Origin of the sequence: Paenibacillus sp. FSL M7-0420, assembly GCF_038002345.1 — a bacterium.
Taxonomy (GTDB): domain Bacteria; phylum Bacillota; class Bacilli; order Paenibacillales; family Paenibacillaceae; genus Paenibacillus_AQ.
Window position 1 is genome coordinate 5319403 of sequence record NZ_JBBOCJ010000001.1, and the last position, 18365, is coordinate 5337767.

An 18365-nucleotide genomic window follows, 5' to 3' on the forward strand; every position below is an offset into this window, starting at 1 on the left:
TACACCCCTCCTTTAGTTAGCATTCGCTTCAGAATGTTCTTTCAAGCGCTGTAGCACTTCTTCCAGCCGCATCCCTCTGGATGCTTTGAACAACACAACATCGTCATTACCGCACTTCGCGTTCAAGGCATCGATCAAGGCTTCTTTATCTGTAAAAGCATAGATATGCCCGGCCTCAAACCGCTCCGAGGCCGCCGCCGCAAGCTGCGCCGACAGCGGGCCGAAGGTGAATACGTCATCCGTCAGCTCCGGGTCGATGTAGCTGCCGATCTGCCGGTGGAACTGAAGCTCCTCCGGCCCGAGTTCCAGCATGTCCCCCAGCACCGCGATTCTGCGGCCGCTGCATTTCATGGACTGCAGCACATCAATCGCCGCTCTCATGGATGTAGGACTGGCATTATAGGCATCATTCAAGAGCACCAGCCCGCTTGCCGCCTGAATAACTTCAATCCGCATACCGGTCAGCTTGAGGCCGCTTAGTCCTTCTGCTATATTCTCACCCGTCACCTTATAATGACGCGCCACTGCAAGCGCAGCGAGCGCATTAATTACATTATGCTGCCCCGGCAGCGGAAGGGTGAAGGCCCGCTCCCCATGCTGCAGCGAGGTGAAGGTCATTCCACCGCTGTGCGTCATCAGGCCGGTCGGATAATCATCATTGTCAGCCGACTGCCCGAAGCGGAAGGTTAGCAGCCCTTCAGGCGTGCGGAAGCCTGGCTCTGCCAGAACCTCGGCAAGCAGCGGCTCATCCCCGTTATAGATCAGCAGCCCGCCTGGCTGAAGTCCGTCCACAATCTCCAGCTTAGCTCTGGCAATCTCCTTGCGGGAGCCAAGCTGGAGCAGATGGGATTCGCCGACATTGGTAATTACCGCTACGTCAGGAGAAGCGAGCAAAGACAAGAGGGCGATCTCTCCCCGTGAGCTCATGCCCATCTCCAGTACGGCGATCTCAACATCGTTGTCCATAGAGAGAATCGTAAGCGGCAGGCCGATATGATTGTTGAAGTTCCCTTGGGTCTTGTGTACCTTGTACTGCACTTCCAGCAGTGCCGCAATCATATCCTTGGTCGTCGTCTTGCCGTTGCTTCCCGTTACGGCAACCACCTGGGGGGCCACCTCAGCCAAATAGGCGGAGGACAGCTTCTGCAGTGCCTCTAAAGTGTCCTCTACCAGTATAATCCCGCCGCCTGCGGGTGCAGGCCCCTTATCCCTCTGCCAGAGGGCAGCGGCAGCTCCTGCCGCCAGCGAAGCGGCTGCATAGTGATGGCCGTCGAAGTTCTCTCCAACGAGCGGGACGAACAGGCAGTCCCGCGATATTTTGCGCGAGTCGGTTACGACTCCCTTAATCTCTATATCCTTAGCTTCGGATGAAGACAGCTCTCCTCCGCACATTTCCGCGACGTTATGCAATGTTCTAATCATCAATAGCTTCGGCCCCTTATCACTTCTTTGGCAACGATGCGGTCATCGAAATCATGCACGACTCCCTTGATCAGCTGATAGGTCTCGTGACCTTTCCCCGCAATCAATACTACATCGCCGGGGCTTGCCATTTCAACAGCTTTTGTGATGGCTTCCCTCCGGTCCGGAATCATCTCATAGCGCTCGCGCGCCACGCCATCCTCACGCAGGCCCGCCTCAATATCGGCCAGAATCTGCAGCGGGTCCTCCGTCCGCGGGTTGTCGGAGGTGACCAGCACATGATCACTGTATTTGGCAGCTATTTTGCCCATGAGCGGCCGTTTGGTCGTATCGCGGTCCCCGCCGCAGCCGAAGACAGTAAGCACCTTGCCTTGCGCAAACTCCGTAACAGCCTTCAGCACATTCTCCAGACCGTCCGGCGTATGCGCATAGTCAACGATTACCGCGAAATCCTGACCGGCATCCACCGATTCGACACGGCCGTCCACGCCGGACACCGACTCCAGACTGGCCTTGATGTCCGCAAGCGGCACATCCTCCAGCAGCGCAGCCGTAATAGCCGCAAGCGCATTATAGACGTTGAACTTGCCGACCATGCGAAGCGAAATATCCGTCTCACCCTTAAACGTCTCCACGTGGAAAAAAGTTCCTTTGGCGGTGATCGATATTTGCGAGGCTCGGACATTGGCAGCCTTGTCGATACCATATGTAATGACCTCCGCTGCGGTCTGGGCGGCAAAATAGGCGCTGGCTTCATCGTCGACATTCAGCACGGCATATTTGCGTTCTTCCTTCCACGGGGAGATCACGTTGCCGAGCCGTGAGAAGAACAAGCCCTTCACTGCGCGGTACTCCTCCATCGTATGGTGGTAATCCAGGTGATCCTGGGTCAGATTCGTAAAGATCGCGGTGCGGTAGTCGGTCCCTTTCACCCGGCCCTGCTGGAGGGCATGGGAGGATACTTCCATTACACAGCACTGCACGCCCTTAAGCGCCATATGATTCAGGCTGCGCTGAAGCTCCAGCGATTCCTGAGTCGTACCGGACATCGGATAGCTCTGACCGTCATACCGCATCTGGATTGTACCGATCAGGCCGGTCTTCACCCCATGATCCTGCATGATCCGTTCAATCAGATACGTAGTCGTGGTCTTGCCGTTGGTACCGGTGATGCCGATCAGCTTCATCCGGCTGCTCGGTGAACCGAAGAAGGCATTAGACAGCACAGACATGGCATACCGGCAGTCATCCACCACGATCTGCGGCAGGTCAATGTCCAGCTTCCGTTCGCAGACCAGGGCAGCCGCGCCCTTGGCAGCAGCCTGAGGTGCGTAATCATGTCCGTCCACTGTATGTCCGGGCAGACAAATGAACAAATCGCCCGGACCCACCTTGCGTGAATCGGCCTGCAAATCTGATATTTCTATGTCTCCGTCCCCGTATAGACGGGAAGCAGCCAGACAAGAAGAGAGCTCTTTAATTAACATACCTATCCCTCACTCTGCATTTGTACTTGTAAGTTTTTCAGTAATGGGATTACCGTGACTCCAGAGAAGTTTTGGGCTTCCGGCCGCTGTTGTCCCCAGATTTCTTTTAATCAAACCGCTATTCGCGGTAGAAATCCGGTGACAAAGGCGGACGCTACCGCTCCTACAGCTCCAAAATTCCCTTCCGTCACTTTTCCCTGTCTGTATATTTTCAAGTTCAATTTATATAAATCTTTAAATGATACGACTTAAGGTTCACTTGGCGTTCCCATGTAAATCCGGATCGTGGAGCCTTGCTGCACTCTTGCCCCGGCCTTCGGAGCCTGATTGATCACGGTATTGCCGGTGCCGGAACGGACCAGCATGAAATTCATATTCAGATCCTCATAGATATCCTGAACGGTAGCTCCCGTAAGATCAGGAACCGTCACGATCGGGGTCTCGCCGTATTTATAGGTTCTCGGCAGCTGATCCTTACGCTCTGGAACCTTCAGATACAGAAGAGAATCCTCAAGAATATTCTGGACAATCGGAGCGGCTACTACACCCCCGAACTGAATTCCCTTCGGGTTATCGACTGCCGTATAGACCACGATCTGCGGATCATCCGCCGGGGCGAAGCCGATAAAGGAAACGATATGCTCCGTAGGAGAATACCGGCCGTTGATTACTTTCTGTGCTGTCCCTGTTTTGCCGCCCACACGATAGCCGTCAATAAATGCCGGCCGGCCTGTGCCTTTGGCAACCACGCTCTCAAGGGCAGCCCGCACTTTCTTCGAAGTCTCCTCCGAGATCACCTGCCGCACTTCCTCCGGCTCAGTCTCGGAGACAACGTTCCCGGTATCCGGGTTAATCCAGGCCTTGGCCACATGCGGAGTATACAGCTTGCCGCCGTTGATGGCTGCCGATACCGCAGCAATCTGCTGGATGGGCGTGACGGATACCCCCTGGCCGAATGCAGTAGTCGCCAGCTCCACCGGGCCCACCTGGGCCGGCTTGAACAGAATCCCGTTCGCTTCCCCGTTCAGATCGATGCCCGTCTTGCTCCCGAAGCCGAAATCCCGGATGTACTTGAACAGCGTATCCTTACCCAGACGCTGTCCCAAGGCTACAAATCCCGGGTTGCAGGAGTTCTCGACCACTTCAAGGAATGTCTGGCTTCCATGCCCGCCCTTCTTCCAGCAGCGCAGCTTGGCTCCGCCGACCTCAATGTAGCCCGGATCAAAAAAATGCTCATGCTGCAGGTCCACCTTCCCCTCCTGCAAGGCTGCAGCCAGCGTGATGATCTTGAAGGTGGAACCCGGCTCATACGTCATCCAGATCGGAAGATTCCGGTTATATACCTCGGCATCGTATTCCTGGTAAGCCCCCGGCTCATACCCCGGCCGGCTGGCCATCGCCAGAATCTCGCCATTGCGGGGGTCCATGGCAATAGACCAGGCCCCCTGCGCCTGATATTTCACCATGGCCTGATCCAGCTCGCGTTCCATAATAGATTGAATCTGCTTGTCGATGGTCAGCTGCAGGCTAAGTCCATCCTGCGGCTCGGTGTACTTCTCGGAGGACCCGGGCATCAGCCGGCCTCCCGCATCGGAGAGATAGGAGATATTGCCCGCGCTCCCCTGAAGCAGCTTATCATAGATACTCTCAATACCGGTAATCCCCTGATTGTCAATTCCGGTGAAGCCCAGAATATGTGCGGCCAGATCCCCGAAGGGATAATACCGTTTGTTATCCTCAGCGACAACGATGCCCGGCAGCTGCAAATTACGGATGCTCGCGGCAAGCTCCATCGTAATTTTGCGGCCGCCGGGCTGCAGTTTCACTGAGGCTTTCTTTTGGGTCAGCAGCTGAACAAGCTTCTCCTCGGTCATGCCGAGCAGCGGAGCCAGCTGCTTCGCGGTCTGTTCCTTCTCCTTCACCTGTACAGGAATGGCATAAATCGTCGGTGAGCTGATGTTATAAGCCAGCGCCACACCCTCCCTGTCCAGAATCTCGCCGCGCTTGGCGGTGAAGGGGATATTCCGCCGCCATAAATCCTCGGCCCTCTCGCTCAGCTTCTCGCCTTGGGTTAACTGTACATAGGCAAGACGCACAGCCAGCGCGCCGAACAACACGGCCAGTCCCAGCAGCGTCCACAGCATTCTCCGCCGGCTAACGACTTTCGATACCTTCATTGTGTTCTCCCCGCTTTCGCTCATAGACATGATCTCTTACCTTCATGACTATTCGGGACAAACAGGGGTTAGAACAAGCCTATATGGGTGTTACTCTGCAGCTTCTTCCTTATCGGCATCAACGGCTAAGGCAACAGGTATATTCTCGCCGTATTCATTGAGAGGGCTAAGCGTAAGTGATACCTGCGTCTTCCCTTTACTCTTGGCCTGGCTCTGCTCTGTGACATAGCCTTCTCCCTCAATGGAGATCCCGACCTTCAGCAGGTTCAGAATCTCCAGCGCATCGCGCAGAGACTGCCCGCGCAGATCAGGAAGCGTCACGTTCTCTCCCTGCTCACTTAACAGATAGATGCGCTGTCCGGCGGTCAGTGCGGTGCCCTTCTCAGGGTACTGGCTGACTACATTTGCCCCTTGGCCTACAGCTTCGAAATCAAAGCCCTGATTAATGAGCAGTTGTCTCGCCGCCTTCACCGTCTTGCCGGTCAGATCCGGCGCTTTACGCTGGACCACAGCCTCGGCCTTCACCGTCTTCTTGTCAGCAGGGCCTGTGACATCCCCCGCTTTGGGTACGCCCATATAAGGAAGCGCCTGGGAGACGATATCTTTGAAGACCGGACCCGCCGCCGCACCGCCGCCGGCCGCATCGGCAGGTTCGTCAATAATGACGAAGACTGCGATCTTAGGGTCATTGGCTGGTGCATAACCGAGGAAGGAGGAGCGGACCTTATCGCGGTCATACCCGCCCTTACCATCCGGCTTGATCGCCGTACCTGTCTTACCTGCTACCCGGTATCCCTCAATGTAGGCATGCCGGCCGGTTCCGTGCTGCTGATCGGCCACTACCTGCTCCAGATAGCTGCTTGTCTCACGGGCACTTGCCTCGGATAGTACCTGACGCACAACCTCTGTCTGCGTGACCGTAGTCTTGCCGGTGTTCGGATCGGTAACCTCCTTCACCACATGCGGCACGAGCAGCTTGCCGCCGTTCGCAATCGCCGCGACGGCTGCAAGCTGTTGAATCGGAGTCACCAGCAGCTTACCGTGTCCATAGGCAAGCGTTGCATTCTCTACCGCCCTGTTCGGATCAGGGTTGACAATACCCGTAACCTCTCCCGGGAGATCAATGCCTGTCTTTTCAGTGAACCCGAAATCCGTAATATACTGCAGCAGCTTCTCTTTGCCCAGCATCTCATAACCGAGCTTGACGAACGCAACGTTACTCGACCGCTTAACTCCTTCGAGGAAACTAATGGTTCCGTAACCGGCTCTGTTCATATCATAGATAGGCTTGCTGTATCCCTTAATCCGGACGGAACCGGACTGGAAGGTGGCATTCGGATTGAACAGCTTCTCCTGCACAGCACCCGCCAGCGGTACAATCTTGAACGTTGAACCCGGTTCAAATCTCGTCATAATAGCATGGTTATAGAAGCCGGCTGCATCCTGATTCTGATCATAATATTCATTTGGGTTAAAGGTAGGCATATTGGCCAGACCCAGAATCTCCATCGTCTTCGGGTCGGCAGCAATAACACTGATCGACTTCGGCTTATACTCCGCATACGCCTTTTTCATAGCCTCTTCAATATAGAACTGAATCGTGCTGTCAATCGTCAGCTTGTAGTTGCTTCCATTGACCACAGGCTGGAACGTATCCTTCGAATCGGGCAGCTTGATGCCCTTGCCGTCACTCTGGTAGTTCAGCTTGCCGTCCGTACCGGAGAGCTGTTTGTTCAGGAGCTTTTCCAGTCCCATCATCGCTTTGCCGTCCCTGTCGGTATATCCCAGAATATGTGCAGCGAGCGAACCCTTCGGATAATAGCGCTTCTGCTCCCTGACGAGTCCGACTCCGGTCTCCAGCGTATCATGCTCCTTCTTGAGCTTCTCAACGAAAGCCGTCACCTTATCTTTCATTTCCTCATCGATTTTCCAGCCCTCATTACGGATCTCACGGTTCTTCAGATATTTCCCGTCTTTATCCTTGGCCTCCACCAGCTTCTTCAACTCATCCACCGGCTTGTTCAGCAGCTCATGCAGGCCCTGAATCACCTCTTCACCGATCTTTTTCTCGGCAATGACCTCAGGGTTAACCACCACCGTGTAGGCCGGCACATCGCTTGCCAGAACACTGCCGTTACGGTCTTCGATCACCCCGCGGACAGCCTTGATGGTTGAAGTGTGGGCCCACTGCTTAGCTGCGGTCTCCTGCCACTCCTTGCCTTGCAGAACCTGAATCCAGAATACTCTGGCGACTAAAACAAGAAAAAAGAGGGTAATACACCCTCCTATAAACAGCGTGCGAAGTTTGATTCTCTTAACCATAAGGTACCTCACAACCTCTATTATTGCGATTGCCGTTCATCGCTGATTATTTACCGGCTTTGTCAGTAGCCTGGCTGTTAAGCGGAACATAGATAGTAGAGTCCTCAGAAGGGACCACAAAGCCCATTTCCTTCGCCCGCGGGACAATCGTCTGCTCCAGCGTCTGCTTCTCCATCTGATAGGTGGCAATTTGCTTTTTGTTCTTGGCGATTTCGCTGTCCAGCTTCTGGGCCTGCATATTCAAATCGTAAATATGGACGTAACGCCAGATCAGGGCGGCTGCTACCAGAATAAAGGCTCCCAGTGTCAGCAGGTACATAAGCTTCTCCTGCAGCGGAAGCACTCTCCGCGTGGTAACAACTTTCTTTTTCTCACGGTAGAGCGGGTTGGTCTCTTGTTTTCTCTTGGGTTGAACTGCTAAATTACCGCGGGTATAAGCCATCTCTGATTCTCCTTTATCGTCATCTACAATTTCTCTGCGATACGCAGCTTGGCTGAACGGGCACGTGAGTTATGCTCCAGCTCTTCTTCTCCCGGCACAATCGGCTTACGGTTGATCAGCTTCAGGGTGCCTTCGGCACCGCATACGCAGTACGGCAGGTCAGGCGGACAAGTGCAGCGGCTTAGATAGCTACTGAAAATCTGCTTGCAGATCCGATCCTCCAGCGAGTGAAAGGTAATAACAGACACCCTTCCCTCAGGCGCCAGACAACGGACAGCGGCATGCAGCCCTTCCTCAAAAGCGCCCAGCTCATCATTGACGGCTATCCGCAGCCCCTGAAAGCTCCGCTTGGCCGGATGTCCTCCGGTCCTTCTTGCCGCCGCAGGAATGCCTTCCTTAATCAGCTCGGCCAGCTCTCCGGTGCTCTCCACCGGACGTTCTTCCCTGCGCTCTACAATCTTCCGGGCAATCCGCCGGGAGAATTTCTCTTCTCCATACTGGAAAAGCACCCTGGCGATTTCCTGCTCACTCCAGGTGTTGACGATATCCGCCGCGCTCAGCTGTGCCGACTGGTCCATCCGCATATCCAGCGGAGCGTCATGGTTGTAGCTGAAGCCCCGTTCCCCTTCATCAAACTGCGGAGAAGATACCCCCAGATCAAAGAGAATCCCGTCTACTTGGGGAACTCCGTCCTTTTGCGGAACAAATGGCAATCCCTTCAGCACCTGCTCCAGATCGCGGAAGTTGGTCTTGACGGTCACCACCTTGTCGCCGTATCCGGACAATCTCTCCTTCGCGTTGTTCAGTGCCCAGTCATCCTGATCCAGACAGATCAGCCGTCCCCCACCGCTAAGCTTGGATGCGATAAGGGCGCTGTGCCCGGCTCCCCCGAGCGTACAATCTACATATAGGCCATCCTTCTTGATGTGCAGCCCTTCTGTCGCTTCTTCTTTTAGTACCGTGATGTGGTGAAACAAGCTGCATCCCTCCAAGGCAGTAATTCGAAATGTTATGTTTTATAGATCAAAATTGAAATCCACCAATTTCTCAGCGATTTCGTTGAACGATTCCTCTGACTGTTCGAAGTACTGCTCCCATAGCTCCTTGTTCCAGATCTCCACCCGGTTCGAAACGCCCAGAATAACACAGTCCTTGTCCAGCTTGGCATATTGCCGCAAGTTTCCCGGCAGATTCACCCTGCCTTGCTTGTCCCATACACACTCCGTCGCTCCCGAGAAAAAAAAGCGGCTGAAGGCACGGGCATCCGATTTCATCAGTGAAAGGCTTTTAAGCTTTTGCTCCATGATTCCCCATTCTTCCATGGGATAAACAAACAGGCAGGAGTCCAGGCCGCGGGTCGCCACGAAGGAGGTTCCAAGCATGTCACGGAATTTGGCCGGGATAATGATCCGTCCTTTATCGTCAATGGTATGCTGGTATTCCCCCATAAACATGATCTATTCCCACCTCTACATCCCGATTCCCCACTTTGCCCCACTTTTCACCACCTAAGCATAATAGATTCGCCATTAAAAATCAAAAACCTTTTTCCGGAGCAAGGTAATTTTTTCTTATTTGTCAAGAGGCTATTCCTGCATCCCCTGCGGACACGCAAAAGCCCGGGCCAATGTGATTGGCTCCGGGCTCGTGCAGATCCATATCCTTAGTCGTTCAGATTCCAGCTGTCCAGATACTCGACTTGCGCCTGTGTCAGGCTGTCGATGGCGATCCCCAGACTTTCCAGCTTGTAACGCGCTACCTGCTCATCCAGCTCATAGGGAACATTCTCCACTTTGACACCAATGCTCTTATAATTGTCATTCACATATTTAAGGGACAACGCCTGGAGTGCGAAGGTGGTATCCATAATCTCTGCCGGATGGCCATCGGCTGCGCCAAGGTTCACCAGACGTCCTTCGGCCAGGAGGTACAGCTTGCGTCCATCCTTCAGCTGATACTCTTCGATATTCTTGCGCACCGTCCGCTGCGACACTGAGCGCTCAGCCAGCTCCGGCTTGTTGACCTCCACATCGAAATGTCCGGCATTGCAGAGAATCGCGCCATCCTTCATCACATCATAATGCTCACCACGGATCACATAACGGTTACCTGTGACTGTAACGAAGAAATCACCGTGCTTCGCAGCTTCGAGCATCGGCATGACATGGAAGCCGTCCATATGCGCCTCTACCGCCTTAATCGCATCCACTTCCGTAACAATTACGTTCGCCCCAAGCCCCTTGGCCCGCATCGCCACCCCTTTGCCGCACCAGCCATATCCCACCACAACCACGGTCTTGCCGGCCACAATCAGGTTGGTGGTGCGGACGATGCCGTCCCATGCCGATTGTCCTGTGCCATATCGGTTATCGAACAAATATTTACAATAGGCGTCATTTACAGCCACCATCGGGAACTTCAGCATTCCTTGCTTTTGCAGTGCCTTAAGGCGGATGATACCGGTAGTTGTCTCCTCAGCACCACCGCGGATATTCTCCATCAGGTCGGGTCGTTCGGAGTGCAGCAGGGTGGCGAAATCACCGCCGTCATCAATAATCAGGTCAGGCTTGCTCTCCAGTGCCCGGATGTTCAGTGCCTTGAATTCTTCCGGAGAAGGATTGTACTTGGCAAATACGGTAATGCCATCCTCAACGAGCGCAGCACACACATCGTCCTGGGTAGATAACGGGTTGGACCCTGTAATCGTTACCTCAGCGCCGCCAGCCTGCACTACCTTGGCCAGATAAGCGGTCTTGGCTTCCAGGTGAAGGGTGATCGATACCTTGAGCCCCTTGAACGGCTGCTCGGCTTCGAACTGCTCTCGGATACGGTTCAGTACCGGCATATGCTGGCGAACCCAGTCGATTTTGAGATGCCCCTCGGGTGCAAGCGACATATCGGCAACAATACTGTTTTGCTTGGATAATGAACTCATGGTAGGACCCCCTAGAATAATTTGCTTACATATAAATAATACGGTGTGTTCCGCTGTAGTCAGCAGGCACAGCCATCAATTCCTCCAGCCATTCCAGCCCGTACCGGTTCAGATAATACATCATATTGTAGACCCGCTCCTGAAGCTTGCCCAGCGGCATTAGCGATAGCTCAATCCGTTCCCACTGGCGCAGCGCAGCCTCATTCTGCTTCTCCATCGCATCCAGAGCTTTGCCCTGCAGGAAGGAGATCTGGTCAATAATCTTATCCTTATTATTGCTGCCCAGCTTCAGCAGACCTGCCTGTATGCTGCCAAGCTGCTCGATCAGCGGCTCATACATCCCGGAGAATGCTGATTTGATCTCTTCGAATTTGTCTTCGAGCTTCAGCTCATCCTGAGCATTCAGCCACGCCTTGCGTTTATCATCCAGACCCGTCTGCACATCCGTGAAGGACAAGCCGTATTTATCCATATGCTTGCGAAGCGTTCCCTCAATCACTGTAAAAGACATGCGCGGAATAATCAGCGGCATCTGTCCATCCAGCACCCTGAAGGCTTGATGCGGAATGGCCCAGTAAGCCATTTCCCCTTGTCCAAGCACCGTAGCAAGTACAGGAAGTACATAGTCCTGCATCAGCGGACGGGTTAGCACATTGTTGCTGAACCGTTCGGGATGGCTCTCCAGCAGTTCCAGCAGCTCGGAACGTGAGAATGAGACAGTCGCCTTCCGGTCTGCGAACCGCCCCTCCACCTTATGGAGCAGAAGCCTTGCACCTTCATGAATATAGAAAAGATTCGCATTGCCGGGCGTCACATCAGCCTGCAGCTCATATCCGCTCGCCTTAATCCGTTCAGCCGCTGCAAGATAGGCCGCCTCCAGTTCGTCATTCCGTTCGATCATGGAAGCGAACATGGGCGCTTCCAGCCTGCGCAGCGCAGGATCGGCCGAATCCAGCAGAATCAGTCCGAATTTGCCGAACAAAGACCCCATTAGCTTGGCAAATGCCTCCGTCATATTCCCGGCGCCCGTGGATGCAGCCGTAACCAGCTCCATCAGCTGCAGTTTGAATTCACTGTCCTGCAATAAGCCGTCCAGCTGCGTAACCGCCTGAAGCCAGCTCTCGGCATCTACCTGGATCTCGCTGACCGAGGACCGGGGTCCTTCGCCTTTATCCAGCTTGATCCGGGTAATTTCGCCGCTCCGGTTCAGCACATAGGTATGATTGACCTCATCCCAGTCATGGTCCTCACCCGCAATCCAGAACAGCGGAACGACAGGCCGGCCAAGCTGGACCGCTGCCTCGCGGGCCGCCTGAATCGTAGTAATGGCTTTATAGACCACAAAGAGCGGGCCGGTGAACAAGCCGCTCTGCTGGCCGCCTGTCACCACTAGGGTATCCGGCTGTTCCAGCAATTCTATCGAGCGGAGGACGGCTTCATGGGTATTGTATTTCCCGTTGTAGCTGCGCAGGTACGATACAACCTCTGCGCGGTCTGCCCGCAAGCTTCCTGTACAATCAAGCCACGCTGCGCGGTCTTCCCGGCTCTCCTGGCTGCGGAAGTCCCCGCCATACAAATGTCCTACTGTTTCGTATTGATGTATATAGTCGCTGGCGAGCGCAGATCCGCCCGGCAGTGGTTCCGGTACAACATTCATTGATAATGGCCTCCTTGTTCTGCAATAACCCGCTGCTATATGTAATTCATAAATCGTTAAACCCTTTATGATTGTATCTAATGTTGAGTGTGGCGTCAAAGTAATATACGCCATCCTTTTGAAGGATATCCGTAAATTGAAAGAATAGGCGAGAGCTGAATGCTCCCGCCTACGTTCCGCCTGTCATTTTAAGTTTAGGCAAATTGCTTGGCTACGAAATGTCCCTTGGACACCTCAACCAGCTCATAATCGCTGTCATTTGTTTTCTCGCCGGCTGCATAAATCGGGCTGCCCAGCTCATCATGCAGATGAATGCGTTTTTTGTTGGCTTCAACCTCTGGGTCCGGAACCGGAATCGCCGAGAGCAGGGATTTGGTATACGGATGGATCGGATTAGCGTACAACTCTTCGCTTTCCGCCAGCTCTACCATTTTGCCCAGGTACATCACGGCCACACGGTCACTGATATGCTTAACCATGGACAAGTCATGCGCGATGAAGAGATAAGTCAGTCCAAGACGATCCTGCAGCTCCTTCAGCAGGTTAACGACCTGCGCCTGGATGGATACGTCGAGTGCCGAGATCGGCTCGTCACAGACGATGAACTTAGGGTTCACGGCGAGTGAACGGGCAATCCCGATACGCTGGCGTTGTCCGCCGGAGAACTCATGCGGATAACGGGTGGCATGGTCATGGTTAAGTCCAACCATATCCAGCAGCTCTTCAATCCGCTTCTTGCGTTCCTGCCGGCTACCGGCCAGATTGTGAATATCCAGTGCTTCACCGATAATATCAGACACGGTGAACCGCGGGTTAAGCGAGGCATACGGGTCCTGGAAAATCATTTGCATATCCCGCCGCATCGCCTTCATCTTGCCGCCGGACAATTTGTAGATATCTGTACCATTGTATTTCACGCTTCCTGCAGTCGGCTCATACAAGCGGAGAACGGTACGGCCGGCAGTTGTCTTGCCGCAGCCCGACTCCCCTACCATACCCAGGGTTTCGCCTTCGCGGATCGAGAAGCTAATATTATCAACTGCCTTAAGAACTCTTCCTTTGCCCACATTGAAATATTTCTTAAGACCTTCTACTTCAATCAGATTCTTGCTCAGATTCTTACTCAAACGAACTGCACCTCCTTGGCCATCGAATGCAGATTTCAGCAGTGCGCTATAAGCGTATCACTGAACTCTGTGAGGTCTTATGCTGCAGTGCCGCACAAGACCATTGGTGTATTAAGATAACCCTCTCATCTGTCCCGGCAACTGCGCCGGGGTTCAGCGTATTCAGGATGATGGAGATCCCAAGCGAATTGCTGCACATCGCCGGAGAATTCGTGGGGATATTGGTTAAAGCGAGCCTACGCTTTCATAATGCCTACTAGCTTCAGCATTTCAACAGCTTAATGATTCGCTTCGGCCGCTAGCATATTCTGATGTTAATCAAAACTTCGGTTATCTGATTGCCCACTTGGATCATTGGGTTCAAAGAAGTCATCGGGTCTTGAAATATCATGCCAATATCTTTGCCGCATGGGTTCCACCATAGTGTATTTCTATTTCTTCAGCTTAGGGTCAAGCGCATCACGCAGACCGTCACCAAAAATATTAAAGGAAAGCATCGTTAAACTGATAAGAATCGCAGGGAACAGGAAACGCCACGGATAGTAAAGCCAGCCGGTCAGCGAGTCATTGATCATCGATCCGAGTGAAGCTACCGGAGCCTGTACACCAAGACCAAGGAAACTCAGGAACGCTTCGGCAAAGATGGCATTCGGCACGGACAGCGTAATCGTTACAATAATCGGTCCAACCGCATTCGGCAAAAGATGCTTGAATAGCAGCCGCTTGGACCCTGCACCCATCGAACGCGAAGCCAATACGAACTCACGGTTCTTCAGCTGCATAATCTCGCCGCGCACAATCCAGGACATCGTAATCCAGCCTGTTATCGTCAGCGCCAGGATAATGGTACCAAGGCTTGGTTCAAGTACAACCAGCAGCAGGATAACTACCAGCAGGTATGGAATGGAGTACAGAATTTCAGAGATCTTATTCATGATATTGTCTACACGGCCACCGAAATAACCCATGATTCCGCCGTAGATAACCCCAATGAAAAGGTCAATGGCAGCAGCGGCAAGGCCGACAATCAGTGAGATTCGTGCGCCGTACCAGGTACGGACAAAGATATCGCGTCCCAGATCATCTGTACCAAACCAGTGATCGGATGACGGGGGCTTATTCGTGTTGAGCAAATCATTAGAGTAGTAATTGAACTTTGAGAAGAACGGCGCAAAAATTGCAGCCAGTACGATCAGTCCAAGAACCCCCAGAGCTGTCATTGCCATTTTGTTCTGGCGCAGGCGCTCCCAGGAATCCCGCCAGGCGGACAGACTTTCGCGCTGAATGACTTCAGCTTGCCGTTCATCAATTCCAATCTTACGGAAATCTTCCGGTTTCAGGTTCGCATCCTGCGATACCAAGTTTTTGTCAGAAGCCACTCGTTAGCCCTCCTTTCCGCCAGATAGTTTGATACGCGGATCTATAAACACATAAGCAATGTCGGTGATAAACCGCGCTACCATAAGCAGTACACCATAGAAGATGGTAATCCCCATAATAACGGTATAATCACGGACGCCAATCGCTTCGACAAATTGCTTGCCGATCCCGCCGACACCGAAGATCTGCTCAATAACGACCGAACCGGTTACGATGTTAGCCGTCATAGGTCCCATATAGGTTACCACCGGCAGAATTCCGTTACGCAGCACGTGGCGGCTCAAGATGGCTGCCCAGCTTAGGCCTTTGGCCTTAGCCGTCTTAATGTAATCTGCATGCAGGACCTCCAGCATACTGGAGCGCGTCAGCCTCGCTATGAAGGCTATAGGCTGCGCTGATAACGCCGTTACCGGGAGGACATAATACATTGGCCCTTTGAACCCGGAGACAGGGAACATGTGGAACTTGTAAGCAAACACATATTGCAGGAGCGAGGCGACTACAAAGCTCGGAACCGCAATCCCCAGCACCGCCAGCACCATTGCTGCACTATCAATAAACTTACGGTGATAGAGTGCCGCCATCATGCCGAGGAAGACTCCGACAATAACCGACACAAGAATTGCGATAAGCCCCAGCTTCAGAGACGCCGAGAATGTCTGGCCGATCAGGTGTGTTACATCCTGATTCAGACGCTTCATGGATACACCCAGATCACCCTGGGCAATGTCACCCAAATACTTGAAATACTGATGATAGAGCGGCTTGTCCAATCCATATTGCTCGTATAAACGCGCTTTTATTTCTGGTGGAATCTTCTTTTCAGAAGTAAACGGGTCCCCCGGAATAGCTTTCATCAGAAAAAAGGTCGCTGAAATCAGCACAAATAGCGAAACAAGCATATAGAAAAACTTATTGGCAATATAACGAACCATCCCCATCAACACCTCCTTTGACTTTTTTGAGACACATAATTAGATTTTATGAAAAAAATGGCCTTTTGTCTAATTTCTTATTTTGTAAGTTCGTGAAATCTTTAACAAAAAGCCCGAAATGCAAAAAAAAGGGATATATATGGAATTCCACATATATATCCCGAAGTGTAAAGCTCCCTTCAGACTATCACTATTCAGTTCATAAACTGAAGGTTCTGCATTTCTTAGTGCTCAAGCAGGTAAGCACGAGTGAAGTCAATGGCACCGCTGAAGTCAAGAGTTACACCTTTGAGGTACTCTTTAGTCAGGGAGTTGTTGGTGTAGTAGTAGAACGGAATCAGGATCATGTCATCCTGAATGATCATTTTCTCAGCCTGAGCAAACAATTCTTGGCGTTTTGCCAGGTCAGAGCTTGTTTTCGCTTCTTGAATCAGTTTGTCATACTCAGGGTTAGCGTAACCTGTATCATTGTTACCGCCGCCTGTTACCCACATATCCAGGAAGGTCATTGGATCATTGTAATCCGCAGTCCAGCCGGCACGTGCGATCTGGTAGTTCAGGTTCTGACGGTTGTCGATGAATACTGCCCACTCCTGGTTCACCGTGTTAACAGTGATACCCAGAGCCTGTTTCCACATATCAGCTACAGCCAAAGCAATTTTCTTGTGGCCTTCACTTGTATTGTAAGACAATTCAACCGGTGGCAGCTCAGTCAGACCTTCTTCAGCCAGACCTTCTTTCAGCAATGCTTTGGCTCCTTCAATATCTTCTTTGAAGTAGTCGTCTTTAACTGCAGTACGGTATTCACCGTCAGCGCCCGCGATACCTGGAGGTACATACCCGAATGCTGGAAGTTGTCCGCCCTGTGCTACGTTGTCAATCAGCGATTGACGGTTAATAGACATTGCAAGAGCTTTACGGATTTTTACATTGTCAAACGGTTTTTCAGTGATGTTGAATTCATAATAGTAGGTACTTGCGATACCTTTTCTCTGGAATTCGTTAGGAAGCTCTTTTTGTACGATTGGCACCTGTTCTTGCGGGATTTCACCGTGAGGTGCGCCAGCGCGGTCAAGCTCGCCGTTCTTGTAGCTCAAGAGTTCAGTTGCTCCACTGTTAACCAGGGAGAAGTCGATTTTAGCCAGCTTGATGTTGGCAGCATCCCAGTACTTATCGTTCTTGCTAACTTGCAGGGATTGGCCGGTAGTCCACTCAGTCAGTGTGAACGCACCGTTAGTGATCATAGTGTCTTTGCTTGTAGCCCATTTAGCATTACCCTCAACGGATTTGTGTACAGGGTAATAAGTATAGAAGGACAGAAGGCCAAGGAAGTAAGGAGTTGGTGCTTTCAGCGTAACTTCAAGAGTTTTCGCATCTACAGCCTTTACGCCCACTTCGTTGAAATCTGCAACTTTCTTAGTGTAGTATTCTTCACCATTCTTCAGGTAGTACAATTGATAAGCGTAAGGTGCAGTAGGATCTGTGTTAGGGTCGAGCACGATTTTCCATGCGCGAACGAAATCAGCAGCTTCTACAGGGTCACCGTTGCTCCACTGTGCATCACGCAGGTGGAACGTATATACCAGTCCGTCAGCGGAAATATCCCACTTTTCAGCAATACCCGGCTCAGCTTGGCCAGTTTCATCATTCATGCGGGTCAGGCCTTCATACATAGTTTTCAGGACGGTGTTGGCTTGGCTGTCCTGAGCTTGTGCAGGGTTAAACGTAGGTGGTTCTGCAGTCAGGTTGACTCTAAGTGTCTGGTCAGCAGCCAGCTTCTCGTCACCTGTTGTTCCTGTGTTCGTGCTGCCCTCTGGTGCAGTCGTCGCCGCTGCATTGGTGCCGCTGTTCGCATTGTTCTTGTTACCGCCGCAGCCAGCAAGCACTGTGCCGATCACGAGAACCATTGCGATCATGAGCAATAGACTTTTACTCTTCTTCATCTAGCAGTTCCCCCTAAATAGAATGTGGTATATGGTTTATGATTATACAACCAGTGGTCAAAAAAATCTAGAGCAATATTTTCTGAAAACGACTTTTTTTTAATTCTTTAAAATTTTGTGACGTTGACGCTTCACCGGAGCAGTGGAACGTTACATCGCTTGTGATATGTATTGAATGAGGCCTACCACCATAAATAATACGTAACCTACGCCCAGGAAAAAGAAAGAAAGCCGCCACACAGCACGAAGTAACCGTTTTCCGTCCACCCCTCCTTTGAGGCGGTTTTGCGCGCCGCCAATCAGTCCTGCGGATATTAATACAATAAGTAGTATAAGAAAGAATCCAAAGGTTGAGTCAAAAATGATATTAAACAGTCCCGAAACTGACAGCAATAAAAATAAGGTAGTTACATCCATCGCCAGCATCATCGTTTTCCTCTTATCATGCCTCAGCCCGATTCCTGCGAAATACACAATCAAAAAAGGAACAATCGGAATAACGCTTAACACGCCGAACGAATTCCGGAGAAATTCCAAA

The 18365-nt window shown here is 52.1% G+C and carries 14 protein-coding genes and 1 pseudogene; all 15 read right to left on the reverse strand.

The features are described 5' to 3' along the window. Window positions 1–12: 12 nt before the first annotated feature. The gene (locus tag MKX51_RS22705) at window positions 13–1422 is read right to left on the reverse strand and encodes a UDP-N-acetylmuramoyl-tripeptide--D-alanyl-D-alanine ligase (RefSeq protein WP_340993975.1); all 1410 of its coding nucleotides are present in this window, start codon (window positions 1420–1422) and stop codon (window positions 13–15) included. Beyond that, entirely contained in the window at window positions 1422–2909 is a 1488-nt protein-coding gene (locus tag MKX51_RS22710; RefSeq protein WP_340993976.1) for a UDP-N-acetylmuramoyl-L-alanyl-D-glutamate--2,6-diaminopimelate ligase, read from the reverse strand. The genes MKX51_RS22705 and MKX51_RS22710 overlap by 1 nt, the downstream gene beginning before the upstream one ends. 248 nt (window positions 2910–3157) lie before the next feature. Next, the gene (locus MKX51_RS22715; protein WP_036724385.1) at window positions 3158–5086 is read right to left on the reverse strand and encodes a stage V sporulation protein D; all 1929 of its coding nucleotides are present in this window, start codon (window positions 5084–5086) and stop codon (window positions 3158–3160) included. Between the two features lie 90 nt (window positions 5087–5176). Further along, on the reverse strand, window positions 5177–7408 hold the full coding sequence (locus MKX51_RS22720) for a penicillin-binding transpeptidase domain-containing protein (protein ID WP_340993977.1): 2232 nt from the start codon (window positions 7406–7408) through the stop codon (window positions 5177–5179). Between the two features lie 46 nt (window positions 7409–7454). After that, a complete protein-coding gene (locus tag MKX51_RS22725; protein WP_340938894.1) occupies window positions 7455–7850 on the reverse strand; it encodes a hypothetical protein in 396 nt (131 codons plus the stop codon). A gap of 23 nt (window positions 7851–7873) precedes the next feature. Next, window positions 7874–8827 (reverse strand): 16S rRNA (cytosine(1402)-N(4))-methyltransferase RsmH, encoded by a 954-nt coding sequence (gene rsmH / locus MKX51_RS22730; protein ID WP_340993979.1) that lies wholly within the window; start codon window positions 8825–8827, stop codon window positions 7874–7876. Window positions 8828–8866: 39 nt separating this feature from the next. Beyond that, entirely contained in the window at window positions 8867–9304 is a 438-nt protein-coding gene (gene mraZ / locus MKX51_RS22735; protein ID WP_036724286.1) for a division/cell wall cluster transcriptional repressor MraZ, read from the reverse strand. Between the two features lie 209 nt (window positions 9305–9513). Then, window positions 9514–10785 carry an adenosylhomocysteinase gene (locus MKX51_RS22740; RefSeq protein ID WP_340752293.1) on the reverse strand — a complete coding sequence of 424 codons (1272 nt, stop codon included), beginning with the start codon at window positions 10783–10785 and terminating at the stop codon, window positions 9514–9516. Window positions 10786–10810: 25 nt separating this feature from the next. Further along, entirely contained in the window at window positions 10811–12442 is a 1632-nt protein-coding gene (bshC, locus tag MKX51_RS22745; RefSeq protein WP_340993980.1) for a bacillithiol biosynthesis cysteine-adding enzyme BshC, read from the reverse strand. Between the two features lie 194 nt (window positions 12443–12636). Beyond that, window positions 12637–13557 (reverse strand): ABC transporter ATP-binding protein, encoded by a 921-nt coding sequence (locus MKX51_RS22750; RefSeq protein WP_036724386.1) that lies wholly within the window; start codon window positions 13555–13557, stop codon window positions 12637–12639. 251 nt (window positions 13558–13808) lie between these two features. Next, window positions 13809–13975, reverse strand: a pseudogene (locus MKX51_RS22755) (peptide ABC transporter ATP-binding protein); the annotation flags it as partial. Between the two features lie 25 nt (window positions 13976–14000). Continuing rightward, window positions 14001–14948, reverse strand: coding sequence for an ABC transporter permease (locus MKX51_RS22760; protein WP_340938891.1), 948 nt, complete (start codon window positions 14946–14948; stop codon window positions 14001–14003). A 3-nt stretch (window positions 14949–14951) separates the two neighbouring features. Beyond that, window positions 14952–15884, reverse strand: coding sequence for an ABC transporter permease (locus MKX51_RS22765; RefSeq protein ID WP_340938890.1), 933 nt, complete (start codon window positions 15882–15884; stop codon window positions 14952–14954). A gap of 224 nt (window positions 15885–16108) precedes the next feature. Beyond that, the gene (locus MKX51_RS22770) at window positions 16109–17827 is read right to left on the reverse strand and encodes a peptide ABC transporter substrate-binding protein (RefSeq protein ID WP_340938889.1); all 1719 of its coding nucleotides are present in this window, start codon (window positions 17825–17827) and stop codon (window positions 16109–16111) included. Window positions 17828–17977: 150 nt separating this feature from the next. Then, the gene (locus MKX51_RS22775; protein WP_036690228.1) at window positions 17978–18364 is read right to left on the reverse strand and encodes a DUF3397 domain-containing protein; all 387 of its coding nucleotides are present in this window, start codon (window positions 18362–18364) and stop codon (window positions 17978–17980) included. Window position 18365: the final 1 nt, after the last annotated feature.